The 26,196-nt window shown below is 71.5% G+C and carries 21 protein-coding genes; 14 read left to right on the plus strand and 7 right to left on the minus strand.

Annotated elements, in window-relative coordinates:
* Window positions 1-146: 146 nt before the first annotated feature.
* The 3 genes from ABZ862_RS20365 to ABZ862_RS20375 all read right to left on the minus strand — a co-directional run bounded on the left by ABZ862_RS20365 (window position 147) and on the right by ABZ862_RS20375 (window position 5,516).
* Window positions 147-1,790, minus strand: coding sequence for a penicillin-binding transpeptidase domain-containing protein (locus tag ABZ862_RS20365; protein WP_360959958.1), 1,644 nt, complete (start codon window positions 1,788-1,790; stop codon window positions 147-149).
* 254 nt (window positions 1,791-2,044) lie between these two features.
* A complete protein-coding gene (locus ABZ862_RS20370) occupies window positions 2,045-3,664 on the minus strand; it encodes a penicillin-binding transpeptidase domain-containing protein (protein ID WP_360959960.1) in 1,620 nt (539 codons plus the stop codon).
* A gap of 112 nt (window positions 3,665-3,776) precedes the next feature.
* Complete coding sequence (locus ABZ862_RS20375; protein WP_360959962.1) at window positions 3,777-5,516, minus strand: phospholipid carrier-dependent glycosyltransferase; 1,740 nt, start codon at window positions 5,514-5,516, stop codon at window positions 3,777-3,779.
* A 109-nt stretch (window positions 5,517-5,625) separates the two neighbouring features.
* Here ABZ862_RS20375 and rsmI point away from each other — a divergent pair, with 109 nt between their 5' ends.
* The 9 genes from rsmI (at window position 5,626) to ABZ862_RS20420 (ending at window position 17,303) form a co-directional block, all read left to right on the plus strand.
* Window positions 5,626-6,537, plus strand: a complete 912-nt coding sequence (gene rsmI / locus ABZ862_RS20380; RefSeq protein ID WP_360959964.1) for a 16S rRNA (cytidine(1402)-2'-O)-methyltransferase — start codon at window positions 5,626-5,628, stop codon at window positions 6,535-6,537.
* Window positions 6,538-6,841: 304 nt separating this feature from the next.
* Entirely contained in the window at window positions 6,842-7,246 is a 405-nt protein-coding gene (locus ABZ862_RS20385; RefSeq protein ID WP_360959966.1) for a hypothetical protein, read from the plus strand.
* A gap of 46 nt (window positions 7,247-7,292) precedes the next feature.
* Window positions 7,293-8,270 (plus strand): TatD family hydrolase, encoded by a 978-nt coding sequence (locus ABZ862_RS20390; RefSeq protein WP_360959968.1) that lies wholly within the window; start codon window positions 7,293-7,295, stop codon window positions 8,268-8,270.
* Window positions 8,271-8,355: 85 nt separating this feature from the next.
* Window positions 8,356-9,381: a 16S rRNA (adenine(1518)-N(6)/adenine(1519)-N(6))-dimethyltransferase RsmA gene (gene rsmA / locus ABZ862_RS20395; protein ID WP_360959970.1), complete on the plus strand. Its 1,026-nt coding sequence runs from the start codon at window positions 8,356-8,358 to the stop codon at window positions 9,379-9,381.
* Window positions 9,378-10,271 (plus strand): 4-(cytidine 5'-diphospho)-2-C-methyl-D-erythritol kinase, encoded by an 894-nt coding sequence (locus tag ABZ862_RS20400; protein ID WP_360959972.1) that lies wholly within the window; start codon window positions 9,378-9,380, stop codon window positions 10,269-10,271. The genes rsmA and ABZ862_RS20400 overlap by 4 nt, the downstream gene beginning before the upstream one ends.
* Window positions 10,272-10,375: 104 nt before the next feature.
* Complete coding sequence (locus ABZ862_RS20405) at window positions 10,376-12,178, plus strand: ABC-F family ATP-binding cassette domain-containing protein (protein WP_360959974.1); 1,803 nt, start codon at window positions 10,376-10,378, stop codon at window positions 12,176-12,178.
* Window positions 12,179-12,434: 256 nt separating this feature from the next.
* The gene (locus ABZ862_RS20410; protein WP_360959976.1) at window positions 12,435-14,375 is read left to right on the plus strand and encodes a PQQ-binding-like beta-propeller repeat protein; all 1,941 of its coding nucleotides are present in this window, start codon (window positions 12,435-12,437) and stop codon (window positions 14,373-14,375) included.
* 70 nt (window positions 14,376-14,445) lie between these two features.
* Window positions 14,446-16,311, plus strand: coding sequence for a PQQ-binding-like beta-propeller repeat protein (locus tag ABZ862_RS20415; protein WP_360959978.1), 1,866 nt, complete (start codon window positions 14,446-14,448; stop codon window positions 16,309-16,311).
* 305 nt (window positions 16,312-16,616) lie between these two features.
* Entirely contained in the window at window positions 16,617-17,303 is a 687-nt protein-coding gene (locus tag ABZ862_RS20420) for a response regulator transcription factor (RefSeq protein ID WP_360959980.1), read from the plus strand.
* A gap of 55 nt (window positions 17,304-17,358) precedes the next feature.
* On the opposite strand, the gene ABZ862_RS20425 is transcribed toward ABZ862_RS20420, so the two are convergent.
* Window positions 17,359-17,691 (minus strand): hypothetical protein, encoded by a 333-nt coding sequence (locus ABZ862_RS20425; RefSeq protein ID WP_360959982.1) that lies wholly within the window; start codon window positions 17,689-17,691, stop codon window positions 17,359-17,361.
* A 20-nt stretch (window positions 17,692-17,711) separates the two neighbouring features.
* Window positions 17,712-19,397, minus strand: coding sequence for a sodium:solute symporter family protein (locus tag ABZ862_RS20430; RefSeq protein WP_360959984.1), 1,686 nt, complete (start codon window positions 19,395-19,397; stop codon window positions 17,712-17,714).
* Window positions 19,398-19,582: 185 nt separating this feature from the next.
* Here ABZ862_RS20430 and galT point away from each other — a divergent pair, with 185 nt between their 5' ends.
* The 3 genes from galT to galK are packed head-to-tail and all read left to right on the plus strand — an operon-like array spanning window position 19,583 to window position 22,777.
* Window positions 19,583-20,650, plus strand: a complete 1,068-nt coding sequence (gene galT / locus ABZ862_RS20435; RefSeq protein ID WP_360959986.1) for a galactose-1-phosphate uridylyltransferase — start codon at window positions 19,583-19,585, stop codon at window positions 20,648-20,650.
* Window positions 20,640-21,608: a UDP-glucose 4-epimerase GalE gene (gene galE / locus ABZ862_RS20440; RefSeq protein WP_360959987.1), complete on the plus strand. Its 969-nt coding sequence runs from the start codon at window positions 20,640-20,642 to the stop codon at window positions 21,606-21,608. The genes galT and galE overlap by 11 nt, the downstream gene beginning before the upstream one ends.
* Window positions 21,608-22,777 carry a galactokinase gene (gene galK, locus ABZ862_RS20445; RefSeq protein WP_360959989.1) on the plus strand — a complete coding sequence of 390 codons (1,170 nt, stop codon included), beginning with the start codon at window positions 21,608-21,610 and terminating at the stop codon, window positions 22,775-22,777. The genes galE and galK overlap by 1 nt, the downstream gene beginning before the upstream one ends.
* A gap of 58 nt (window positions 22,778-22,835) precedes the next feature.
* Here the strand turns inward: galK and ABZ862_RS20450 are convergent, their stop codons facing one another.
* Complete coding sequence (locus ABZ862_RS20450; protein WP_360959990.1) at window positions 22,836-23,060, minus strand: DUF397 domain-containing protein; 225 nt, start codon at window positions 23,058-23,060, stop codon at window positions 22,836-22,838.
* On the minus strand, window positions 23,057-23,923 hold the full coding sequence (locus tag ABZ862_RS20455) for a helix-turn-helix transcriptional regulator (RefSeq protein WP_360959992.1): 867 nt from the start codon (window positions 23,921-23,923) through the stop codon (window positions 23,057-23,059). The genes ABZ862_RS20450 and ABZ862_RS20455 overlap by 4 nt, the downstream gene beginning before the upstream one ends.
* A 210-nt stretch (window positions 23,924-24,133) precedes the next feature.
* Between ABZ862_RS20455 and ABZ862_RS20460 the strand changes: the two genes are divergently transcribed.
* Both ABZ862_RS20460 and ABZ862_RS20465 read left to right on the plus strand, forming a co-directional pair.
* Window positions 24,134-24,919, plus strand: coding sequence for an ATP-binding protein (locus ABZ862_RS20460; protein WP_360959993.1), 786 nt, complete (start codon window positions 24,134-24,136; stop codon window positions 24,917-24,919).
* A 170-nt stretch (window positions 24,920-25,089) separates the two neighbouring features.
* Entirely contained in the window at window positions 25,090-26,169 is a 1,080-nt protein-coding gene (locus ABZ862_RS20465; RefSeq protein ID WP_360959995.1) for a protein phosphatase 2C domain-containing protein, read from the plus strand.
* The last annotated feature ends 27 nt before the right edge of the window (window positions 26,170-26,196 follow it).

Here is a 26,196-nt window from a genome sequence, read left to right on the forward strand (position 1 = left end):
CCGCAGGCCGGCGAGGGGCCGGGGTCCGGGCGGTGGCCGACCTCCAGGGCCGGCCGGCGGCCGTCAGGTGGCCTCCGGGGCAGCCGGTGGGCGGCCGGAGGCCGACTGACCGCCGAGGGCCGAAGGTCGAGGGCCAGGGTGCTCGGTCAGCCGCCCTGTTTGAGCAGCGTGGCCACGATCGGGCCCGCCGTGTCTCCGCCGTGGCCACCCGCCTGGACGACACCCGCGGCCGCGAGGTCCCCCTTGTACGCGGTGAACCACCCGTTCGGCTTCTTCTGCCCGTCGACCTCCGCCGAGCCCGTCTTGGCACCGTAGTCCGGGCCGAGACCCGACATCGCCTCGGCGGCGGTGCCGTAGGCCGCCGTGTACCGCATCAGCTCGCGCAGCTGCGCCAGCGTGGCCGCGGACAGAGTGCGTGAGGCGGTGGCCAGGGTGCGGTGGTCGACCGTCGGGGAGACCAGGTAGGGCTGGTGGAAGGTGCCCGACTTCACGGTCGCGGCGACCGACGCCATGTTCAGCGGGTTCATCCGCACCCCGCCCTGCCCGATCAGCTCCGCCGCCTTCTGCGCCGCCGACTGCACCGGCACCGAGCCGTCCATCGACGGCACACCGATCGCCCAGTTGTCCATGCCGAGCCCGAAGACCTGCTGGGCCTGCTCGGTCAGGGAGTCGTTGTCCAGCTTTCCGGCCTGGCTGATGAAGGCGGTGTTGCAGGAGCGGGCGAAGCTGGCCTTGAAGGTGCCGCCCTTGATCTCGAAGTCGTCGTCGTTGTGGAAGGTCCAGCCGCCGTACTTGAACGTCTTGGGACAGGGATGCTTCTTGTCCGCCGACGCCAGGTCCTTCTCGATCAGCAGCGACGACGTGATGACCTTCATCGTGGAACCGGGGGCGAGGGAGCCCAGGAAGGCGGTGTTGAAGCCGTGCGAGGCGTTCGCCGCGGCGAGGATCTCGCCGGTCGACGGCCGCAGCACCACGACCGACGACCTCTCCCGGGTGCCGACCTGTTTCTCGGCGGTGGCCTGGAGAGCCGGGTCCAGTGTCGTCCTCACCGAGCCCGGGGTGCCCTTGCTCAGCTCGACGAGAGTCTTGTCGGACAGCTCGGCCTTCTCGGACGCCTTGCCGCGCACCACGCGCAGTTCGACGCCCGCCTTGCCGCCGGCCGTCTTGCCGTACTTCTCGCGCAGCCCGTCCAGCACCGTGCCCAGCGACGGGTACTTCGCGGTGGTCAGCTCGCCGCCGTCCCGGTCGTACGCCTTGATCGGCGGGGTGCCGGACGCGCCGGTGACCAGGGTGTCCCCGTCCTCGAGATCGGGGTGGACGACGGTGGCGTGCCAGCCGACCAGCGGCTTGCCGTCCGCCGCGCGGCGCACGACGGTCAGCGCGGAGCCGTAGGCGAGCGGCTTGCTGACGCCCTTGTAGGAGACCGTCGCCTTCACGGCGAAGGGGACCTTGTCGCCGGTGCGGGTGCCGGGGGTGAGGGTGACGTCCTCGATGTGGGCGTCCTTGGTGTAGCCGGTGAGCAGCGTGGTGGCGGCGGACGGGTCGTCGGTGGCGGCCGCGGCCCGGCTGACGCTGCCGCTCTGCCAGGCCGTCAGGAAGGTCTGCGCGGCCGTCCGCACCTCGGTGGCGGACAGCGGTCCCGTTCTGACCGCCCGGTGGGCGGACGCCCCGGCGTTGTCGTCGGCGGCCGCTCCGCCGCCGAAGACCGCGTACACACCGATCCCGGCGCCCACGAGGACCGCGGCGGCCGTCCCGGCCAGCACGGCCGGCCTGGGCCTCTGCCGCTCCACGGTGCGTCTTCTCTTGCCCCTCTTGCCCACAGTTCCCGATCCTCCGCGCCCTCGGCCGGGTCCCCGCCGCCCGTCTGTCCCACCACGTCCTCAACGACGACGACCACACTAGAGTCCCGACCTGTGGCGGTGCGTCACGGGTGATGTCGGCCACACAACGGCCGTACAACGCTTCTGACGGACCTCACGCCTCCGGGGCTCCTCCGGTCGGTCCTCCGGCGGATCTCCGGTGGTCCTCCGGGTGTCCGTCCGGTTCAGCCGGCCGCCCGCAGCACCGCCGCCACGATCGGGCCCGCCGCGTCGCCGCCGTGGCCGCCCTCCTGGGTCATGGCGGCCGCCGCGACGTCGTTGCGGTACCCGGTGAACCAGCTGTTGGACCTGGCCTGCCCGTCGACCTCGGCGGAGCCGGTCTTCGCGCCGACGCTGCCGCCGAGCCCGGCCATCGCACGGGCCGCGGTGCCGCTGACGGCGGTGCGGTTCATCATGGCGCGCAGCTGCCCCACGGTCGACGCGGACAGCCCCTTCGCCGTGGCCAGCGGGCGGTCGTCCAGCTTGGCCGGGACCAGCACCGGCTGCCGGAAGGCGCCGGTCATGGCGGTCGCCGTCACCGACGCCAGGTTCAGCGGGCTGAGCTGCACCTGGCCCTGGCCGATCATGTTGGCCGCGGTGTCCGGTCCGCCGGAGGCGGGGACCGAGCCGTCGAAGGACGGGATGCCGACCTTCCAGTTGTCCCGGCCGAGCCCGAAGCGGTCCTCGGCCTCCTTGGTCAGCGAGTCCACCCGCACGGAGTCCGCGTACTTCACGAACGCCGTGTTGCAGGAGCGGGAGAAGCTGTCCGACAGGGTGGCGTGCTCGTCGGCCTTCATGCCGTCGAGGTTGTGGAAGGTCTCGCTCTGCCAGACGGCCTCGTCGGGGCAGGGGGCGGGGCCGTCGGCGCGGGTGATGCGGTTGTCGATGAGGGTGGCCGCACTGATGATCTTCATGGTGGAGCCGGGGGCGAGCCGGCCGAGGAAGGCCGCGTTCCAGCCGTCGTTGCGGTGGTTGGCGACCGCCAGTACCTCACCGGTGCTCGGCTTGACGGCGACCACCGACGACTCGGCGAACTTGGTCACCGCTGTCTCCGCCGCCGCCTGCGCGGTGGCGCTCAGCGTGGTGCGCAGCTTGCCCGTCCGGCCCTTGGCCAGGGTGAGCAGCGGGGTGTCGGCGCTGGTGGTGTCGGCGTGTTTGATGCTCAGCTCCACGGCGGGCGAACCGCCCGCCCGGTCGCCGTACTTCTCGCGCAGCCCGTCCAGGATCGGCCCGAGGGAGGGGTACTTCTCCTGGGTCAGCACCTTGCCGTCGCGGTCCAGGGCCTCGATCGGCGGTGCCGCCGAATCGCCGGTGACCAGCGTGTCGCCCTTGCGCAGCTTCGGGTGGACGACGGTGGGCTGCCAGTCGACGAGCGCCCGGTGCGTGCTCTCGCCCCGTACCACCGTCAGCTCGGTGCTGTAGTCGAGGGGCTGGGACCTGCCCTCGTACGACACCGTCGCCTTCACGGAGAACGGCACGGTGGCGCCGGTCGCCGCGCCCGGGGTGATCTTCACACCGGTGATGTGTGCGACACCGCCGTAGGCCGCGAGCAGACTCTCCGCCGCGCCCGGGTAGTTGGTGTACGACGCCGCCTCGGCGGCCTCGCCCTTCTCCCACGCGCCGAAGAACGCGGTGGTCGTCTCCTTGACCTCGTCCCGCGTCGGCGGCCCGGTCCGCACCGGCTCCGCGCCGCCCGTGGCGGAGCCGTTCAGCGCGGACACGACGTTCATGGCCCCGTACCCCGCGCCGCCCACCATCGCGACCAGCACCCCGCCCACGAGTGTGGCCTTGACCCCCTTGCGCATGGCCGTTCCCTCCTGATCCGGTCCAGTGAACTGTAGGCCGGATGAGGGACTCCTGTGACGCCTGACGACGGTTGTCGGCCGAACAGAGATCAGATGACGGACTGGGCGCCCCTCAGATCCAGGTGTCCAGCCACATCCGTGAACGCCACTGCTCGATCGGGATGGACATACCGGTGTAGAGGGGCCAGAAGTAGATGAAGTTCCACGCGATCAGCAGGACGAGGACGCCCGCGCCCACCGCGCCCACCACCCGGCGGGTGTCGCCCGACCCGGGCGGGCCGATGATCGCACCGAGCAGCATCGCCACCGCCAGGCACAGGAACGGCACGAAGACGACCGCGTAGAAGAAGAAGATCGTGCGCTCCTGGTACATGAACCAGGGCAGGTAGCCGGCCGCCACCCCGCACGCGATCGCCCCCGCGCGCCAGTCGCGGCGGAACGCCCACCGCCACAGCACGTACAGCACCGCGAAGCACGCCGCCCACCACAGCAGCGGGGTGCCGAGCGCCAGCACCTCGCGCGCGCACTTCGCGCCCGCGTCCGACGGGCAGCCGTCCACGCCCGGCGAGGGGGACACGTAGTAGTACGACACCGGGCGGCCGTCGACGAGCCAGCTCCACGGGTTGGACTGGTAGGTGTGCGGCGAGGAGAGACCCACGTGGAACTTGTAGACCTCGTGCTCGTAGTGCCACAGGCTGCGCAGCCAGTCCGGCAGGAAGGTGAAGTGGCCGCCCTTGCCCGCGGTGGCCGCCCAGTTGCGGAAGTAGCCGCCGCTGCCGTCCGCCGGGGACAGGATCCAGCCGGTCCAGGAGACCAGATAGACGCCGATCGCGACCGGGACCGTGGCCAGGAAGGTGATGCCGGTGTCACGCCGCAGGGCCGCCGCGAACGCGAACGGCGCGCCCGCCACCCGGCGCGAGGCCGCGTCCCACAGCACCGCCATCACACAGAACGCCGCCAGGATGTACAGGCCGTTCCACTTGGTGCCGATCGCGAGCCCCAGCAGGATTCCGGCCGCCCAGCGGTACGGCCGCAGGCCGAGGCTCAGGGTCTGCGCGAGGTGGGCGTCGGGCCGGATCCGGCCGTCCGCGTCCGCCGGGAGCGCGGCCGCCAGTCTGGCGCGCGCCCGGTCGCGGTCGATCAGCAGACAGCCGAACGCCGCCAGGACGAAGAACGTCAGCACCCCGTCCAGCAGCGATGTCCGGCTCATCACGAACGCCAGCCCGTCCACCGCGAGCAGCGCGCCCGCCAGACAGCCGAGGAACGTGGAGCGGAACAGCCGGCGGCCGATCCTGCACAGCATCAGCACCGACAGCGTGCCGAGCACCGCCGTCATGAACCGCCAGCCGAACGGGTTGAACCCGAACATCAGCTCGCCCAGGCCGATGACGTACTTGCCGACCGGCGGATGCACCACGTAGGCCGCGTCCAGCGGGATCTTCACATGACCGTTCGACTGGATGACCAGATCGTTGGCGTTCTTGTCCCAGTTGACCTCGAAACCGCGGTGCACGAGCGCCCACGCGTCCTTCGCGTAGTACGTCTCGTCGAATATCACCGCCTTCGGGCTGCCCAGGTGCCAGAACCGCATGACGCCCGCCAGCAGCGTCACCAGCAGCGGCCCGCCCCAGCCCGACCAGCGCGCGACACGGTCGGCCAGCGTGGGCGGCACGCCCAGCACCTGCCACATGCGCGCGCCGGGCTCGGCGTACGGCGGCACGAGGCGGTCGCGGACGTCCACGACCGGCCGTGCCGTGTAGCCGAAGCGGCGCAGCCGCTGCGGCCACGACGGACGCTGGTCGTGCGGTGCCTGGCCCTGCCGGGTGTCCGTGGAGGACGCGGTACTGGTCACCCGCGCCATCGTAGGGAAAGCCGCTGTGTGAGTCCCGTGCATGTGCCGTAACGGTACGGATGCATTCTGTCTTGTTCTTTGCGCTCCGGGCCCCTGGGAGGATGGAAACGTGACAGTTGCCCCCGGTGCTCCCGGAACCCTGGTCCTTGCCGGTACGCCCATCGGTGACATCGCCGACGCGCCGCCGCGGCTCGCCGAGGAACTCGCCGCCGCCGACGTCGTCGCCGCCGAGGACACCCGGCGCCTGCGGCGGCTCACCCAGGCGCTGGGCGTGACGCCCAAGGGGCGCGTGGTGTCGTACTTCGAGGGCAACGAGGCCGCCCGCACCCCCGAGCTGGTGGACGAGCTGCTGGGCGGGGCGCGGGTGCTGCTGGTCACCGACGCCGGGATGCCGTCGGTGTCCGACCCCGGGTTCCGGCTGGTCGCGGCGGCCGTCGAACGGGACGTACGGGTCACGGCGGTGCCGGGTCCGTCCGCCGTCCTCACCGCGCTCGCGCTGTCCGGGCTGCCCGTCGACCGGTTCTGCTTCGAGGGGTTCCTGCCGCGCAAGGCGGGCGAACGGCTCTCCCGGCTGCGGGACGTCGCGGACGAGCGGCGCACCCTCGTCTACTTCGAGGCCCCGCACCGCCTCGACGACACCCTCGCCGCGATGGCCGAGGTCTTCGGCGACGGCCGGCGGGCCGCCGTCTGCCGCGAACTGACCAAGACCTACGAGGAGATCAGGCGCGGTCCGCTCGGGGAGCTGGCGCAGTGGGCCGCCGAGGGAGTGCGCGGCGAGATCACCGTCGTCGTCGAGGGCGCCCCGGAGCGGCCCGCCGAGCCGCTCGACGCGGCCGAGCTGGTGCGGCGGGTACGGGTGCGGGAGGAGGCGGGGGAGCGGCGCAAGGAGGCGATCGCGGCGGTGGCCGCAGAGGCGGGGCTGCCGAAACGGGAGGTGTTCGACGCGGTGGTGGCGGCGAAGCACGCGGAGGGCGGTGCGAGGGCGAGCCGCTCCCGGAAGGAGCGCCCCGCCGGGTCCTGAGGGGGCGGATACGGGGCGCGTGCGCCTCCGACCTGGGGTTTCGTTTCGTATGAGCGCTCCGGGTCTCTGCTGAGCGTGCGCTCCATGCGGCGGCAAAGCGGGCTGTCGGGCAGGTAAAACACGGGGGCGCGTACGGGTGGATTCGGCAAGGAAAGTCCAAAACGGCTCCAACACTTGACAGGACGGGTGCATTCATACTCACCGCGGAGTCCACTGGGTGGTGGGACGTCCCCGTCCCTCGCCCCCGCCGGGACCGCAGTCCCCGGTGCCGGGGCGCTTGTCCGGCGGACAAGAGGAGCTGGCAGTGAGTGAGATCGCAGGGCAGACCGACCTCGGCAGCGGTGTGGCGGACGCCGTCGTCCACGAGTCCTACTCCTTCGCCTGCATGCGGTGCGGGCACGGCTGGGAGCAGGCGTACGAGATCGAGCACCACAGGGACGCGGACGGCACCGAGTTCGTCCTGTACGTCGCCGACGGCGAGATCGTGCCGTCGCCGCTGAGCCGGCCGACGTGCCTCAAGTGCGACGGGCACCTCGTGCGCATCATGGCGGCGGGGCGGGTGTCCTCGGCGCAGCGCCACGCGCGGCGGGCGGCCCCACGACCGGCTCCCCGGCCGGCGCCGGGATCGGCACAGCCGGCGCAGCCGGCGCGCGACCACCACTGGCATCTGTCCGACCTCCTCCACCCGTTCCACCGCAGCGCGGGCTGATCCGCCGGGTGAGGGCATGCCCCTTCCGTGTTCGTAGGATCGGGGCATGTCTTCGACCGACACCGATCCGAACGCCGTGCGCGGCGCCGAAGCCGCCGGAGCCGACAAGGCCGCCAAGGCCGCCAAGGCCGCCAAGCATGCGGCGCCGCCGCTGCCGGAGCCCCTGCGGGTGCCGGTGGCCGACTCCCACACCCATCTCGACATGCAGTCCGGCACCGTCGGGGAAGCCCTCGCGAAGGCCGCGTCGGTCGGCGTCACGACGGTCGTCCAGGTCGGGTGCGACGTGAAGGGCTCCCGGTGGGCGGCCGAGACCGCGGCGGCGTACACCGGCGTCCACGCCGCGGTCGCCCTCCACCCGAACGAGGCCCCGCGCATCGTGCACGGGGATCCTGGGGGCACCTCCCAGCCCCCTGGGGCTGGGGGAGGCTGGTCGCGGCAGGGCGCACGTGAGCCGGGCGGCGCCGCCGGACTCGACGCGGCGCTCGCCGAGATCGACCGGCTCGCCGCGCTGCCGCAGGTCAAGGGTGTCGGAGAGACCGGGCTCGACTACTTCCGTACCGGGCCGGAGGGCAAGGAGGCCCAGGAACGGTCGTTCCGGGCCCACATCGAGATCGCCAAACGGCACGGCAAGGCCCTCGTCATCCACGACCGCGACGCCCACGCCGACGTGCTGCGCGTGCTCAAGGAGGAGGGCGCCCCCGAGCGGACCGTCTTCCACTGCTACTCCGGCGACGCCGAGATGGCCGAGGTGTGCGCCCGCGCCGGGTACTTCATGTCCTTCGCGGGGAACGTGACGTTCAAGAACGCCGGGCAGCTGCGCGACGCCCTGGCCGTGGCCCCGCCGGAGCTGGTCCTCGTGGAGACCGACGCGCCCTTCCTGACGCCGGTGCCGTACCGGGGGCGGCCGAACGCGCCGTACCTGGTGCCGGTCACCGTGCGCGCGATGGCCGCCGTCCGCGGGACCGACGAGGACACCCTGGCGACCGCGCTGGCGGCGAACACGGCGCGCGCCTTCGGGTACTAGAACTGCGGCACCAGGATGCGGCCGGGGGAACGGGGGTCCCCGGTGGGCGGCGGGGCCCGGCCGACCGGCCCCGTACCCTTGTCCCGTGAGCAGCAGCCCCGCCCCCGACGCCCTGCTGGGCCCCGCCGACGTCCGTGAACTGGCGGCAGCCCTCGGCGTACGGCCGACGAAGCAGCGCGGCCAGAACTTCGTGATCGACGCGAACACGGTCCGCCGTATCGTGCGCACCGCCGAGGTCCGCCCGGACGACGTGGTCGTCGAGGTCGGCCCCGGGCTCGGCTCGCTCACCCTGGCGCTGCTGGAGACCGCCGACCGGGTCACGGCCGTCGAGATCGACGACGTGCTGGCCGGTGCGCTGCCCGCCACGATCGCGGCGCGGATGCCGGAGCGCGCGGACCGTTTCGCCCTGGTCCACTCCGACGCGATGCACATCACCGGGCTGCCCGGCCCGCCGCCCACCGCGCTGGTCGCGAACCTGCCGTACAACGTGGCCGTGCCCGTGCTGCTGCACATGCTCGACACCTTCCCGAGCATCGAGCGCACCCTCGTCATGGTGCAGGCGGAGGTCGCCGACCGGCTCGCCGCGCCGCCCGGCTCCAAGGTGTACGGCGTCCCGTCCGTGAAGGCCGGCTGGTACGCCGAGGTGAAGCGGGCCGGGGCCATCGGACGCAAGGTCTTCTGGCCCGCGCCCAACGTCGACAGCGGGCTCGTCTCGCTGGTCAGGCGGGCCGATCCGGTCAGGACCACGGCGTCGAAGCGGGAGGTCTTCGCCGTCGTGGACGCCGCCTTCGCACAGCGCCGCAAGACGCTGCGGGCGGCCCTGGCCGGCTGGGCCGGGTCCGCCGCGGCGGCGGAGGCCGCGCTGGTCGCCGCGGGCGTCTCACCGCAGGCCAGGGGCGAGTCGCTGACGGTGGAGGAGTTCGCCCGCATCGCCGAGCACGCCGAGCACGCCGGGAACGCCGAGCACGCCGGGAACGCCGAGCACGCCGAGCACGCCGGGAACGCCGAGCACCCGGCGCCCGCGGCAGAGGCGGCGCACGCGGCACCCGCCGTACGTACCGCCGTAAGCACCCGAGAGCACGCCGACACCGAGGAGTCCGGTCAGCAGTGAGCGTCACGGTACGCGTCCCGGCCAAGGTCAACGTCCAGCTCGCCGTGGGCGCCGCCCGCGCCGACGGCTTCCACGACCTGGCCAACGTCTTCCTCGCGGTCGGTCTCCACGACGAGATCACCGCGACCCCGGCCGAGGAACTCCGGATCACCTGTGAGGGGCCGGACGCCCACCAGGTCCCCCTGGACCGCACCAACCTGGCGGCACGCGCGGCGCTGGCGCTGGCCGGGCGCCACGGCCTCGACCCGGCCGTGCACCTCCACATCGCCAAGGACATCCCGGTCGCCGGCGGCATGGCGGGCGGCAGCGCGGACGGCGCGGGCGCGCTGCTGGCGTGCGACGCGCTGTGGGGCACGAACGCCTCCCGCGCGGAACTCCTGGACATCTGCGCCGAACTGGGCAGCGACGTGCCGTTCAGCCTGGTCGGCGGGGCGGCGCTGGGTACCGGGCGCGGCGAGAGACTGACGGCGCTGGAGGTCGGCGGGGCGTTCCACTGGGTGTTCGCGACGGCCGACGGAGGTCTGTCGACACCGGCGGTGTACCGCGAGTTCGACCGGCTCGCCGAGGGCGGCGGCATCCCTGAGCCGGTGGCCTCACCGGACCTTCTCGACGCCCTGGCCAAGGGTGACCCGGACGCCCTGGCGGCCACGGTCGTCAACGACCTCCAGCCCGCGGCGCTCTCCCTGTACCCGTCGCTGGCCGACACCCTCGCCGCGGGCCGCGCCGCGGGCGCCCTGGCCGCGCTGGTCTCCGGCTCGGGTCCGACGACGGCGTTCCTCACACGGGACGCGGAGTCGGCGGAGCGGGTGGCGGCGGACCTCCGTTCCTCGGGCACCTGCCGGACGGCCCGGACGGCGTCGGCACCGGCGGCGGGAGCGACGGTGCTGTAGGACCGGCGGCGGGAGCGACCGCTCCCCGAACGCCGGAGGGGCCGGACGGCGGCCCGGCAAGCCCTACCCTTGAAGGCTGACCCACCCCCCTGCACAGGAGCGAAATGGCCGTCAACCTCGTCAATGTCGAGAACGTCAGCAAGGTGTACGGCACCCGTGCCCTGCTGGACGGGGTGTCGCTCGGCGTGTCCGAGGGGGACCGGATCGGGGTCGTCGGGCGGAACGGCGACGGCAAGACCACGCTGATCCGCATGCTGGCCAAGCTGGAGGAGGCCGACACCGGGCGGGTCACCCACTCCGGAGGGCTCCGGACCGGGGTGCTGACACAGCACGACTCGCTGGACTCCGCGGCCACCGTCCGCCACGAGGTGATCGGCGACATGGCCGACCACGAGTGGGCCGGGAACGCCAAGGTGCGGGACGTGCTCACCGGGCTGTTCGGCGGGCTCGACCTGCCGGGCTTCCCCAAGGGCCTCGACACCGTGATCGGGCCGCTGTCCGGCGGTGAGCGGCGGCGGATCGCGCTCGCCAAGCTGCTCATCGAGGAGCAGGACCTGATCGTCCTCGATGAGCCGACCAACCACCTCGACGTCGAGGGCATCGCCTGGCTGGCCCGGCACCTGCAGAACCGGCGCTCCGCGCTGGTGTGCGTGACGCACGACCGGTGGTTCCTCGACCAGGTCTGCACCCGGATGTGGGACGTGCAGCGCGGCAGCGTCTACGAGTACGAGGGCGGCTACTCCGACTACGTCTTCGCCCGTGCCGAACGCGAGCGCATCGCCGCCACCGAGGAGGTCAAGCGGCAGAACCTGGTACGCAAGGAGCTGGCGTGGCTGCGGCGCGGGGCGCCCGCGCGGACGTCCAAGCCGCGGTTCCGCGTCGAGGCCGCCAACGAGCTCATCGCCGACGTGCCGCCGCCCCGGGACAGCTCCGAACTGATGAAGTTCGCCTCCTCCCGGCTCGGGAAGACGGTGTTCGACCTGGAGGACGTCACCGTCCAGGCCGGTCCCAAGGTGCTGCTCAAGCACGTCACCTGGCAGCTCGGCCCCGGTGACCGCATCGGTCTCGTCGGCGTCAACGGCGCGGGCAAGACCTCACTCCTGCGGGCCATGGCCGACGCCGCCCGGAGCGAGGGCGAGACGCAGCCGGCGGGCGGCCGGGTCGCCGTGGGCAGGACGGTCAAGCTCGCCTATCTGTCCCAGGAGGTCGCCGAGCTCGACCCGGGATGGCGGGTCCTGGAGGCCGTGCAGCAGGTGCGCGAGCGCGTCGACCTCGGCAAGGGGCGCGAGATGACCGCCGGTCAGCTGTGCGAGACGTTCGGCTTCTCCAAGGAGAAGCAGTGGACGCCCGTCGGCGACCTCTCCGGCGGTGAGCGCCGCAGGCTCCAGCTGCTGCGGCTGCTGATGGACGAGCCCAACGTCCTGTTCCTCGACGAGCCCACCAACGACCTCGACATCGAGACCCTGACCCAGCTCGAGGACGTCCTCGACGGCTGGCCCGGCTCGATGATCGTCATCTCCCACGACCGGTTCTTCGTCGAGCGCACCACCGACAAGGTGTACGCCCTGCTCGGCGACGCCGCGCTGCGGATGCTGCCGCGCGGCATCGACGAGTACCTGGAGCGCCGCGCCCGGATGGAGGCGGTGGCGGTCGCCTCGGCGCCCACCGTCACCCGGCCCGCGCAGGCGGTGAGCGCCGCCGACTCCCGTGCCGCCAAGAAGGAACTCCAGCGCATCGAACGGCAGCTGGACCGCATCTCCGAGAAGGAGACCACGCTGCACGCCCGGATCGCCGAGCACGCCACAGACTTCGCGAAGGTGGCGGAACTCGACGCCGAACTGCGCGGGTTGGCGGGGGAGCGCGACGAACTGGAGCTGCGCTGGCTGGAACTCGCCGAGGATGCCTAGGCGCCGGGCGAGCGGCTCCCGGCGCGGGCGGGCACGGCGTGCGCGTCGTGTGCCGGGGGCGTGAAGGCGCGTAACAAGGACATCACGGGCCGGTCCTCCCTTGGGAACAGGGGTGGTCACGGCCCGTCGTCATGTCCCTGGTCAGTGATAGAAAGGGCTGACTGAGAGCGTGATGAGAGCGAACTGAGAACGACCTTGGGTCCGATAAGAACCTCGGGGCGTGGCTAAAAATCAGTGGATGAGGGGGAATGCGCTGATGACTCAGCCGCCCGACCAGCCGCCGGCGCACGGCGGTTTCGGAGCACCGGAGCAGCCGAGCGAGCCGCAGCAGCCGCCGCAGGCACAGCAGCGGGAGCCGCAAACGGACCAGCAGCAGCCGCAGGAGTCGCAGGGCGGAGGCCCGTCGCAGGCGCCGCCGCCTCCGCAGACCCCGCCGCCCCCGCAGGCGCCCCCGGCGGGCCCGCCGCCCGGCTACGGCTACCCCCAGCAGCCCGGCCCCGGCGCCGCCCCCGGCCCCTACAACCCGCCCCCGCCGCAGGGCCCGTACGCCCAGCCCGGTCCCTACGCCCAGCAGGGCCCGTACGCCCAGCCGGGACCGTACGGTGCCGCCCCGCAACCGGGGCCCTACGCCCCGCAGCCCGGCCCCTACGGCCCTCCGCAGCCCGGCTACGGCTACCCGCAGCAGCCCCCGTACCCGGGCGGCGGCCCCGCCACGATGCCGCTCGGCGGCCAGGGCCCCGGCGCCCCGGGCGGTCCGCGCGGCCCGTTCAAGGGCAGGACCGCCCTGGTCGTCGCCGCCGCGGTCGCCGCGCTGGCCGTGATCGGCGGGACGGTGTACGCCGTCACGAGCGGCGGTGACGGCGGCGGCGACGCAAGCGGGAAGCCCACCGTCGCGGCCTCCGGCAGCGGCGGGACCACCGCCACCGACGACCCGGTCGACCCCGGTGACGGCAGCGGCGACGGCGGCGAGGACCCCGAGAACCTCAACGAGGGCCGCAAGCCCGGCGAGGCGAAGGTGCTCTGGTACAAGACGGCACCGGACGTGCCGGCCTCCGGCGCCTCCACCCCCGGCATGTGGATCACCGGGCGGACCGCGGTCAAGGCCGCCTACAAGCAGGTCTTCGGCTACCGGACCGGCACCGGTGAACCGGCCTGGGACACCGTCACCTTCCCCGAGAAGATCTGCGCGGTCACCGACCGGCCGTCCTCCGGCGGCAAGGTGGTGATCGCCTACGAGTCCGGCAGCAGCGACCGCGCCAAGTGCAACCGGCTCCAGCAGCTCGACCTGGACACCGGCAAGAAGGGCTGGACCACCCAGATATCCGACGGCGCCCTGTTCGACGACGTCGTCACGCTGCGGCTGTCCATCACGGGCAGCACGCTGATGGTGGGCCGCTCGCAGTCCGGCGTGGCGTACGACGTCGGCACCGGCAAGAAGCTGTTCGACAAGAAGAAGTACGGCGCGTCCTGCTTCCCGAGCGCGTTCGCGGGCGGCTCCCGGCTGATCCAGGTGGCGTCCTGCGGCGCGTACACCTCGACCGAGCACGACGAGATCCAGGAGCTCGACCCGTCGACCGGCGCCGTCAAGTGGACGCAGAAGGTCAAGAAGGGCTGGAAGGTCTCCCAGGCGTACTCCGTCGACCCGCTGGTCGTCTATCTCACCAACGACGACAAGAAGGCGTGGAACATCTCCACCTTCAACGCCGACGGTTCCTTCCGTTCCGAGGTCACCGTGGACGAGGACTTCGCCCCGCAGTGCGGCTGGTCGATCCTCGGCAGCAGCCTGACGACCTGCCAGGGCGTGGCCACCGACGCGAACACCCTGTACCTGCCCACCAAGGCGACCACCGGCCCGAACCGGATCGTCGCCATCAGCCTCTCCACCGGCAAGGAGAAGTGGCGGGTGAAGTCCCCGGCCGACGAGTCGATGCTGCCGCTCGAGATCGAGAACGGGAAGCTGATCGCCTACGTGGAGCCGTCCTACGACGCCGGCGGCCAGGTCGTGTCGATCCCGCTCACGGGGACCGGCCACTCCCCCACGAAGCTGCTGCAGAACCCCGCGGCCACGGCGACCATCGAGAACACCTTCTTCTCCCGCGACGTCGAATGGGCCGACGGCCGGCTGTACATCTCCAACGTCACGCTGACCGGCAACGACGACTCGAAGGAGAAGCTCATGCTCGCCTTCGGCAACTGAGCTCGCCCACGGTGTCCGTCCGCCGTCATCACCGCTGTTCCCTCCGCCGTCCTTCCGAGGTACCCACGTCATGACCCAGCCGCCCCCGCCGCCCCCCAACCAGCCGCCCAACCAGCCCCCGCAGCCCGCGGGCCAGCCGCCTCTGCCTCCCGGCCGGCCGCCGCAGCCCCCGAACCAGCCCCCGCAGGGCGGCGGCTTCGGCCCGCCGCAGACCCCGCCACAGGGCACCCCGCCGCCCCCGCAACCCGGCTACGGCTACCCCGCGGCACCCCCGGCCGGCCCCACGCCGCCCCCCGGCTACGGCTACCCGCAGTCCCCCCAGGCCCCGCAGCCTCCCACCGCCCCCCAGCCCGGCTACGGCTACCCCGGCCAGCAGCCGAACCCGTACGCCACCGCCCCGCAGCCCGGCCCCTACGGCGCCCAGCCCGGCGGTGGTTACGGCTATCCCACGCAGCCCCAGTTCCCCGGCGCGCCGGGTGTGCCCGGCGGGCCGAAGAAGTCGAAGGCACCGCTGGCCATCATCGTGTCGGCGGTCGTGGTGATCGCCCTGATCGTCGGCGGCGGTGTCTGGTACTCCCAGAACCACGACAGCGGCAAGAAGGACACCGCGAACTCCGGCGGCAGCGGCGGCAAGGGCTCCACGGGCTCCAAGGGCGGCACCACCACCTCCGGCGGTTCGGAGAAGGTGCCCTCCGACACCACGTCCAAGGTGCTGTTCCAGGTCCCGATGCCCGAGGCGGACGACACGGTCGTCACCACGGGCTCCTGGCTGACCGACAAGGTGTACGCCAAGAGCGGCGTCGCCCGGATCACCGGTTACGACCCCGCCAAGGGCACCAAGCTGTGGACGCTCAAGCTGCCCGGCCCGGTGTGCGAGGCCAGCGACCACGTCGACGCCGACGGCCGCACCGCCGTGCTGTTCCAGCCGGAGATGCCGGCGAAGAACTCCAGCGCCGGATGCAGCCAGATCGCCGCGGTCGACCTGAACACCGGCACCAAGCTGTGGACGAAGTCGGTCAACTCCGGCGACCGCCCGATCAGCTTCAGCAACATCACGGTCGGCGGCGGTACGGTCGCGGTCGGTTCCACCTACGGCGGCGCCGCCTTCGGCATCACCGACGGCAAGGTCCTCTGGTCCCCGAAGCCCGAGGACACCTGCTACGACGCCGGGTACGCGGGCGGCGACAAACTGGTCGCGGTGCGCAAGTGCGGCTCGTACGGCAGCCGTCAGCTGCACATCCAGAACATCGACCCGAAGACCGGCAAGGTGATCGCCGAGTACAAGATGGCGCAGGGCATCGAGTACGCCAGCGTCGTCTCCACCGACCCGCTGGTGGTGGCCGCCGACGTCGGCGACAGCGCCGGTGACGGCAGCGGCATCTCGGACTTCTTCTCCATCGACGGCAAGACGGGCGCGCTGCGCTCCCACATCTCCGCGCCGGGCGACAAGTACGCGGCCCGCTGTGACGGCATCACCCGTGTCGAGGCGTGCAAGGAACTCGCGGTCGGCAACGACAAGCTGTACGTGCCCACCGAGGAGCACGACGGCAGCGGCCAGTACAGCAAGACCAACGAGATCGTCGCCTTCGACCTCGCCACCGGCAAGCAGACCGGCCAGCGCGCCGACGCGGGCGACGGCTACGACATCTCCCCGCTGCGCATGGACGGCACCAACCTGCTGGCGTACAAGCGGCCGCCGTACGACAAGGGCGGCCAGGTCGTCAGCATCGACGGCAGCTCGTTCAAGCAGACCACGCTGCTGGAGAACCCGGCGACGGAGTCGGTGCGCGACGCGGAGACCGCGATGCTCCCCGAGTTCGCGGAACTCCTCTACGGCGAGGGCCGGCTGTACATGTCGGCGGTCTACGCGCACAAGTCGACGTCCTCGCTCGGCGGCAAGGAGTACCTGGCGATCGCCTTCGGCACCGGAAGCTGATCACCGCCCGGCTCCGCGGGCCCGCACGGCCCGTAAGCCCGCGGGCCCGCACGGCCCCGTCCCTGGCGTACCTGCTCAGGGGCGGGGCCGTACGCGTACCGCTCATCGCCCGCGAATGCCAGTAATTCCGCCGATCCGGGGCACTTCTCACCGGTAGGGGCAGCGCTACGTCGAACAAGCGTGTAGCTTCCGGGGGCATGAGGGGCGAGGTGCCGGGGGGCCCTCTGTTCCCGTGGTCCGGTGGGCGGCCATAGTGGGGCGTCCGCCGGGGTCGTGGTCTGTGGTCTGGGGACTGGGGGGTTCCAATGGGAGTGCGGCTCATGGTGGTCGACGACCACCGACTGCTCGCCGAGGCACTGGCCTCGGCGCTGAAGCTGCGCGGGCACCGGGTGCTCGCCGCGGCGGCGCCGGCCGCGGGCGCGGCGGAGCTGGTGATCACGCGCGCCCCCGAGGTGTGCCTGCTGGGGACGGCCGCTCCGGCCGAGCCGGGGGCCTTCGACCCGGTGGCGCGGATCAAGCGGGAGCGTCCGCAGGTGGCGGTGCTGGTGCTGGGCCCGGTGCCGTCACCGCGCGGTATCGCCGCCGCGTTCGCCGCGGGCGCCTCGGGCTACGTACGGCACGACGAGCGCATCGAGGGCGTCGAGCGGGCCATCATGAAGGCCCGCGCCGGGGAGGCGGCCGTGGCTCCGCAGCTGCTCCAGGGGGCGTTCGCCGAACTCCTCAACCCCGCGGCCCAGCCCGACGACGAGGGTCAGCGGCTGTTGCAGATGCTCACCCCGCGGGAGGTCGAGGTGCTGGTCAGGGTGGCCGACGGCGAGGACACCCGGCTGATCGCGGCGGGGATGGGCATCGCGCCGAGCACGGCCCGCACCCATGTGCAGCGGGTGCTGATGAAACTGGGCGTGGGCTCCCGGCTGGAGGCCGCGGCCCTGGCCGCCCGCACCGGCCTCCTCGACCGGGCGGGCCCGCTCCCGGACGCCGACCGCCCCTGACGGCACCGCCCCCGCAGGGGCGTGCTTCAGGGGCGGTCGGCGTCCGGCCGAGCGCTCAGGCGGACGGTTCGTCCTCGTCCGCCGAAGACTCCGGCAGCGGCGGCGGGGTGGGCCGCAGCTTCAGCCAGGCGAGGAAGAACACGCCCAGCAGCAGCATCGCGATGCCGGTCCAGAGGTTGATGTTGACGCCCTGCGCCTTGTCGATGGCCGCCTGGTCGTCGGTGATGCCGGTGATCGTGACGATGATGCCGTACAGCACGAACAGACCGCCGATGATGCGCCGCAGGTCGAAGATCCGTGCCGCGGTGGCGGACTTGCCCTCGAGGTCGGTGACCTCCTGCTGGACGTCCTTCTCGGAGTAGTGCGAGAACCCGGAAGAGTCAGACATGGTTCCTCAGTCCTTCCCCGTCAGAACGAGAACGGGATGTAGCAGGCGGCGGCGATGATCACGGCGCCCCAGCCCAGCAGGGCGGGACGGCGGTACCAGGCGTCGTCGCCGGCGGCGGGCGGCTCGGCCATGCCGGGCGACTTGGTGCCGTAGACCAGGCCCTGGAGTTCCTCGGCGGGCTTGGGGGCGGTGAACAGGGACACGACGACCATGACCACGGCACCGGCGACGAAGCCGGCGATGGCGGACACGAAGTTGGCGCCCTGGTCGGTGGGGATGGAGATGATGTCGTGCTTGTAGAGGACGAAGTAGTTGACCATCGCCGTCACGGTGCCGGCGAGCAGGCCCCAGAAGCCGGACTTGGCCGAGGCGCGCTTCCAGAACATGCCGACGATGAACACCACGAACATCGGCACGTTGAAGAAGGAGAACAGGGTCTGGAGGTAGCTCATGATGTTCGAGAACGACGAGGCCAGGAAGGCCGTGCCGATCGAGATCATCACGCCCACCGCCGTGATGATGCGGCCGAAGCGCACGTAGTACGTGTCCTCGCGGTCCTTGACCACGTACTTCGCCCAGATGTCGTTGGTGAACACCGTGTTGAAGGACGACACGTTGGCCGCCATACCGGCCATGAAGGCCGCCAGCAGACCGGTGACCGCGATGCCCAGCACACCGTTGGGCAGCAGCTCCTGCATCAGGTACGGGATCGCGTCGTTGTACTGGAGACCGGAGGCGGAGGTGCCGATGTTGGGGACCAGGGCCGCGGCGACCAGACCCGGGATCATCACCAGGAAGACGATGAAGATCTTCGGATAGGCGGCGATCAGCGGGGTGCGCTGGCCGGCCGAGAGGTTCTTCGCGGAGAGGGCGCGCTGGACCTCGGCGAAGTTGGTCGTCCAGTAGCCGAAGGACAGCACGAAGCCGAGGCCGAGCACGATGGTCAGCCAGTTCGCGCCGAGCGGGTTGGAGCTGCCGATGCCGGTGCCGCCCCACGCCGTGGTGAAGTCGGCGCCGTGCTGAGCGGTCAGCTTGTCGGTCAGGCCGCCCCAGCCGCCGACCTTCTTCAGGCCGAGGACGGTGATCGGGATGAGGGCCGCCAGGATCACGAAGAACTGGAGGACCTCGTTGTAGATCGCGGAGGACAGACCGCCCAGGGTGATGTACGCGAGCACGAAGAAGCCCGCCACCACGATCGCGACCCACTGCGGCCAGCCCAGCAGCGCCTCGACGACGATGGCCAGGGCGTAGAGGTTGACGCCCGCGATGAGGACGGCGGCGAAGGCGAACAGCGCGGAACTGAGCAGATGCGCCCACTTGTCGAAGCGCAGCAGCAGCATCTCGGGGACCGAGCGGACCTTGCTGCTGTAGTAGAAGGGCATCATCACCAGGCCGAGGAAGACCATGGCGGGGATGGCACCGATCCAGTACCAGTGCACGGTGTACGCGCCGTACTGCGCGCTGTTGGCGGCCATGCCGAGGATCTCGGTGGCGGCCAGGTTGGCGGAGATGAACGCCAGGCCGGTGATCCAGGCGGGCAGGGAGCGGCCCGAGAGGAAGAAGTCGAGGCTGGTCTTCACCGACTTGCGGGCGGCGAAACCGATGCCCAGGACGACGACGAAGTAGATCGCCAGGATCGTGTAATCCAGCCAGTTGGTGGGGAGCCGTAGCTCCACCGCCAACTGAACAGCAGTGGGGGATTGCATGTGCACTCGCTTCGTTGCGTGAACAGATCCGGCTCAGGAACCTACGCCGGTGTTCAAGAAATGAACACTTATGATGATGGACTTTGTTGGATTGTGATGTTGACGCCTGGGGACTCCTGTGTTTTGGTTTGTTGGGTTATGTTGGAAGCGTACGTCTGGCTGAACGGGCGATGAGGAGTCCGGCTGTGAAGAAGACCTCGACCCGGCTCGCCGACGGTCGTGAGCTCATCTACTTCGATCTGCGGGACGACACCGTCCGGGACGCGGTGGACCGAAGGCCGCTGGAGCGGACCGTCACGACCTCGGAGATCCGCCGCGACGAGCTGCTGGGCGACTCGGTGGCCGTCGCCTCGCACCGGCAGGGCCGCACCTACCATCCGCCGGCCGACGAGTGCCCGCTCTGCCCCACACAGGGCGACCGCCTCAGCGAGATCCCGGACTCCTCGTACGACGTCGTCGTCTTCGAGAACCGTTTCCCCTCGCTCGCCGGCGACTCCGGCCGCTGCGAGGTCGTCTGCTTCACCTCCGACCACGACGCGTCCTTCGCCTCCCTCACCGAGGAGCAGGCCCGGCTCGTCCTGGACGCCTGGACCGACCGGACCTCCGAGCTGTCCCATCTGTCCTCCGTGGAGCAGGTCTTCTGTTTCGAGAACCGCGGGGCGGAGATCGGTGTGACGCTCGGTCACCCCCACGGTCAGATCTACGCCTACCCCTTCACCACCCCTCGCACCGCACTGATGCTGAGGTCGCTCGCGTCACACCGGGAGGCCACCGGCGGGGAGAACCTCTTCGACGCCGTCCTCGCCCGCGAACTGGCCGGTGAGCGGCTCGTCCTGGAGACCGCGCACTGGGCGGCCTTCGTGCCGTACGCCGCGCACTGGCCCTACGAGGTGCACCTCTACCCCAAGCGCCGGGTCCCCGACCTGCTCGCCCTGGACGAGGCGGCCCGCACAGAGTTCCCCCAGGTGTATCTGGAACTCTTGAAGCGGTTCGACCGGATCTTCGGCGAGGGCGAGCCGCCCACGCCCTACATCGCGGCCTGGCACCAGGCCCCGTTCGGGGCGCTGGCCGAGTTCGACGGGGTGAGCAGGGACGACTTCGCTCTTCACCTCGAGCTCTTCACCATCCGCCGCACTTCGGGCAAGCTCAAGTTCCTCGCAGGCTCGGAGTCCGGTATGAACGTCTTCATCAACGACGTGCCGCCGGAACGTGCGGCTGAGCGACTCCGAGAGGTAGCCAGCAATGAGCGGTAAGTACCTGGTCACGGGTGGTGCCGGGTATGTCGGCAGTGTCGTGGCCCAGCACCTGCTGGAAGCGGGCCACGAGGTGACCGTCCTCGACAACCTCTCCACCGGCTTCCGCGAGGGTGTGCCCTCCGGCGCCGCCTTCGTCGAGGGCGACATCCGCGACGCCGGGAAGTGGCTCGACGCCTCCTACGACGGCGTGCTGCACTTCGCCGCGTTCTCGCAGGTCGGCGAGTCGGTGGTGAAGCCGGAGAAGTACTGGGCGAACAACGTCGGCGGCACCATGGCGCTGCTCGGCGCGATGCGCGAGGCGGGCGTCCGCACCCTGGTGTTCTCCTCCACGGCCGCCACCTACGGCGAGCCGGAGGAGGTCCCGATCGCCGAGACCGCCCCCACGAAGCCGACCAATCCCTACGGCGCGACCAAACTCGCCGTCGATCACATGATCACCTCGGAGGCGGTCGCGCACGGCCTCGGCGCGGTGTCCCTTCGATACTTCAACGTGGCGGGCGCCTACGGTTCGTACGGCGAGCGCCACGCCCCCGAGTCGCACCTCATCCCGCTCGTCCTCCAGGTCGCGCAGGGCCGCCGCGAGGCGATCTCCGTCTTCGGCGACGACTACCCGACCCCCGACGGCACCTGCATCCGCGACTACATCCACGTCGCCGACCTCGCCGAGGCCCACCTGCTCGCCCTCGGCGCCGCCACGGCCGGCGAACATCTCATCTGCAACCTCGGCAACGGCAACGGCTTCTCGGTACGCGAGGTCGTCGAGACCGTGCGCACCGTCACCGGGCACCCGATCCCCGAGGTCGTGGCACCCCGCCGGGGCGGCGACCCCGCCGTCCTGGTCGCCTCCGCCCAGGCGGCCCGGGAGCGCCTCGGCTGGCAGCCGTCCCGCGCGGACCTCGCGGGCATCGTCGCGGACGCCTGGGAGTTCGCGCAGAACATCGCAAGGGAGCAGTGATGGGGGCATCGACGGTGGCAGCACAGCAGGTGCGAGCGGACTTCACCGCGCTGTACGGGGCCGCACCGGACGGCGTCTGGTCGGCACCGGGCCGGGTCAACCTGATCGGCGAGCACACCGACTACAACGACGGCTTCGTCATGCCGTTCGCCCTGCCGCACGTCACGACGGCAGCCGTCTCCCGCCGCACCGACGGCGTCCTGCGCCTGCACTCGGGCGATGTCGACGGCGGAGTGGCGGAACTGGCCCTGGACGCCCTGACGCCCGGTGAGGACCACGACTGGACGGCGTACCCGTCGGGCGTGGTCTGGGCCCTGCGCGAGGCGGGCCACCCGGTGACCGGCGCGGACATCCACCTCTCCTCCACGGTCCCGACCGGCGCCGGCCTGTCGTCGTCGGCGGCCCTGGAGGTCGTGGTCGCCCTGGCCCTGAACGACCTGTACGAACTGGGCCTGAAGCGCTGGGAACTGGCCCGCCTGTGCCAGCGCGCGGAGAACGTCTACGTGGGCGCCCCCACCGGCATCATGGACCAGACGGCATCGGCCTGCTGCTCCGCGGGACACGCCCTGTTCCTCGACACCCGCGACCTCTCCCAGAAGCAGATCCCCTTCGACCTCGCGGCCGAGGGCATGCGCCTCCTGGTCGTCGACACCCAGGTCAAGCACACCCACAGCAACGGCGAGTACGGCAAGCGCCGCGCGGGCTGCGAGAAGGGCGCGGACCTGCTCGGCGTCGACGCCCTGCGGGACGTCCCGTACGCGGACCTGGACGCCGCCCTCGCCCGCCTGGGCGACGACGAGGAGGTCCGCCGCCTGGTCCGCCACGTCGTCACGGAGGACGAACGCGTCGAACGCGTCGTCTCCCTCCTCGAATCCGGCGACACGGCGGCCATCGGCCCGGTCCTCACCGAGGGCCACGCCTCCCTCCGGGACGACTTCCGCATCTCCTGCCCCGAGCTGGACCTGGTGGTCGACACGGCCCTCGCCTCCGGCGCCCTGGGCGCCCGCATGACGGGCGGCGGCTTCGGCGGCTCGGCGATCGTCCTGGCGGAGGAGTCCGCCGTCCCGACGATCACGAAGGCCGTCGAGGAGGCGTTCGCGTCGGCGTCGTACAAGGCCCCGCGCGTCTTCGAGGCGGTGCCGTCGGCGGGGGCGGCCCGCCTGTCCTGACCCGAGCACGTACACCGGCGGCCCGGAGGAACCCCCTCCGGGCCGTCGGCGCACCGGCTCACGGCAGCAACAAGTTGCGCTGCCCGCGCTCGACGCCTCCGGTGAAGGCGCGGTAGTCCTCTTCGGATATGACGAGCACCTGGGCACCCGGTGAGCCGACGTCGTTGGAGTCGCGCAGTGCGACGACGCCGTCCACGAAGGCGACCTCCAGACAGTTGTCGCCGCCGTTGCTCAACTCGCTCTTGGCCCAGACGGCGGTGGAGAGGTCGACCTTCTTCATCATGGGTAGCGGTCCTTGATCAGATCGAGGATGTAGTGCCGGGAGGCCTCCACGTCCAGCGCTGCGGCGCGGAGGTGGTCGAACGCCGTTTCGTAGCGCCCGATGTCGCCATCTTCCTCCAGGTACAAAGCGGTTGTCATCGGCTCCACGACGGCGACAGGTGGTCCGGCCGGGAAACGCAGCAGGTGGAACGGTCCGTCCATGCCCGCGTGTGCCCCATGGGCGAAGTCGAGCACCTGGACCTGTACGTTCCTGCGTTCCGCAGTGACGGTCAGCAGGTGTTCGAGCTGCGTCCGCATGACCTGCCTCCCGCCGACCTCGCGCAGGAACGCCGACTCGTCCAGCACGCACCACAGGTGCAGGGGGTCCTCCCGCGACAGCGCCTCCTGCCTGGCCATGCGGAGTGCGACGAAGCTGCTGATCTCCCGTTGCGTGTGCCACTTGCGGCTCCGCTCCACCACGGCCCTCGCGTAGTCCTCGGTCTGCAGCAGGCCGGGGATCATCCAGGCGAACGTCTCGCTCTTACAAGCGAGTTCCTCCAGGTGCAGGTACTCGGCGAACGGATCTCTGATGGACTGCCGGTACTGGTCGAAGAGGTTGGTGCGACGCCCGGTGTTCGCCAGTGATGCCAGCCTGCGGAGACTCTCGCTCCGCGTCTTGTCGTGAAGGCCGTACACCTCGAAGAAGCCGGCGAGCGTGATCGGCGGCACCCGCTGTTTGCCGTTCTCGATCTTGCTGAGCGCCGGAGCGCCGGACAGCGAGAGCCTGTCGGCTGCCTCCGCAAGGCTCATCCCCGCGGCTTTGCGCAGCGACCGGAGCTCAAGCCCCAGCCGCCGCCGGTGCAGGTTGGGCTGGGCGTCGGTCATGTGGCCACCTCCATGCCGCGCAGGCTACTTGACCCGATTCGGACGAGAACACTTTTTCCCGTTCGCAACCCTTTGGGGTGACATGGCTTGCGAGCAAGGTTGCTCGTGAGGAATTTTGTGAGGGTGAGGCCCCTCGATCGGGCCGTCCTGCATCACAAGTTCGCGGCGTCGACTCACCTTTCATGCCGCGTTGACCAACGGAGTGATCGCATGACTGACTTCGGCGACTGCGACGACATCCTGCGGGACGGCGCCAAGCCCGCGCCCGACCTCGTACGGCTGCTGCCCTGGGCCGGCGCCCACGGCCAGCCCTGCCTGCTCCTCACCGACGGCGCCGGAACCGCCTCCCGGCTCGCGGACCGGATCGAGGAGACGCAACTCGTGCTCGGGGAGAGGCTGCTGTCCAGGTCCCGGGAGGTGCTCGCGATGCGCACAACCGCTTCTGCCGCAGAACTGGGCTCTCTCGCCGACCAGTTGTCGGAGGCCCTGGGCGACGTACTGCGCATCGCCTGCTCCCGGGGTGCGCGAGGAGGCACCGGCCTACCAGCGCATCCCGCTCTCCCGCTGCCGCGTGCCAGCCAGGACGCGCTCCTCGCCTACGCCCAGTGGACCCTGCCCGGCGACGACCTGTCCTCCGCACCCACCGCCCGGCGCCACCTGCGCGACACCGCCCGCTCGTGGCACCTGCCGCCCGGCCCGGCCGGAGACCTGGAGACCGTCGCAGGCGAACTGGTCGCCAACGCGCTGGAGCACAGCGGCAGTCGCACGGTCACCGTGGCCTGCGCACGGCACCCCTCGGCAGTCGTCCTCACCGTGACCGACGCGGGCACGGGGCACAGCCCCACGTTCGTGTCCGTACCCCCGCCGGACAGTGAACACGGCCGCGGCCTGCTCATCACCGGCGTCCTCGCCACCCGCTGGGGCACCCACCGCACGGCCGACGGCCTGACGGTCTGGGCCGAGATCGCCACCGGCCCGCTGAACGCACCGTGCTGAGATGAGCCACCACCCGACGGTGCGCTGTCGGACCCGTCCGGTGCTCACCGTCACCGGTGTTCTACGACGCCCAGTGCCCCGGGCCCGGGCCCGGTTCTTGACCTTCACCCTGGGGCAGCCCCCAGCATCGGTGGGGCCGGGCGACGGGCCCGGTGCGAGGAGGGGCGGGTATGGGGTTGCTGACCATCGGGGCGTTCGCGAGGGCGTCCCGGCTGTCGCCGAAGGCGTTGCGGTTGTACGACGAACTCGGTCTGCTGATCCCCGTCAGCGTGGACCCGGTGACCGGCTACCGCCGCTATGCACCGGAACAGCTGGAGCAGGCCCGACTGGTCGCCTGGCTCCGCCGGCTGGGAATGCCGTTGGCCCGCATCCGGCACGTCCGCACGCTCGACGCCGCCGACGCGGCCCGGGAGGTCCGCGCGTTCTGGGCCCGGGTCGAGGCCGACACCACCGCACGGCGGGACCTGGCCGGCTTCCTCGTCGACCATCTGACCCGGAAGGACTCCGCCATGTCCCCGACCGCCCAGCCGCTCGGCATCCGCTACGCCGCCCTCTCCGACACCGGTCTGGTCCGCGAGGGCAACCAGGACACCGTCCACGCCGGGCCCCGCCTGCTCGCCGTCGCCGACGGCTGCGGCAGCCGGGGTGCCTACGCCAGTGCGGCCGCCGTCGACGCGCTCAGGCACCTCGAGACCGACACCGTCCCGGCCGGGGATCTCCTCAACGTCCTGGAGGACGTGGTCGAACAGGCCGAGCAGGCGGTGAACGAGGCGGCCGACGGCGGTACCTCACCGGACGGCACCGGCACCACGCTCACCGCGATGCTCTGGACCGGCTCGCAGCTGGCCCTCGTCCACATCGGTGACTCCCGCGTCTATCTCCTGCGCGACGGAGAGCTGTTCCAGATCACCCATGACCACACCGTGGTCCGGTCGATGGTCGACGAGGGACGCCTCAGCGCGGAAGAGGCCGCCTCCCATCCCCAGCGGTCGCTGCTGGTCCGGGCTCTGGGACAAGGCGCCGACAGCACGCCGGACATGCGCCTCCACGATGCCCGGCGGGAGGACCGGTATCTGCTCTGCTCCGACGGCCTGTCCACCGTCGTGCCGGCCGAGGACCTCCACCGGGTGCTCAGCGAGACCGGCGAACCCGAGCAGGCCGTCCGTGACCTCGTCGCCCTCGCCAACGGCTCCGGCGGCCCCGACAACGTCAGCTGCGTGGTCGCCGACATCGTGGAGCTCCGGCAGTAGGGGCGAGCGGTGCGCACGCCGGGCCGA

It is taken from the genome of Streptomyces sp. NPDC047000 (genome assembly GCF_040644295.1).
Taxonomy (GTDB): domain Bacteria; phylum Actinomycetota; class Actinomycetes; order Streptomycetales; family Streptomycetaceae; genus Streptomyces.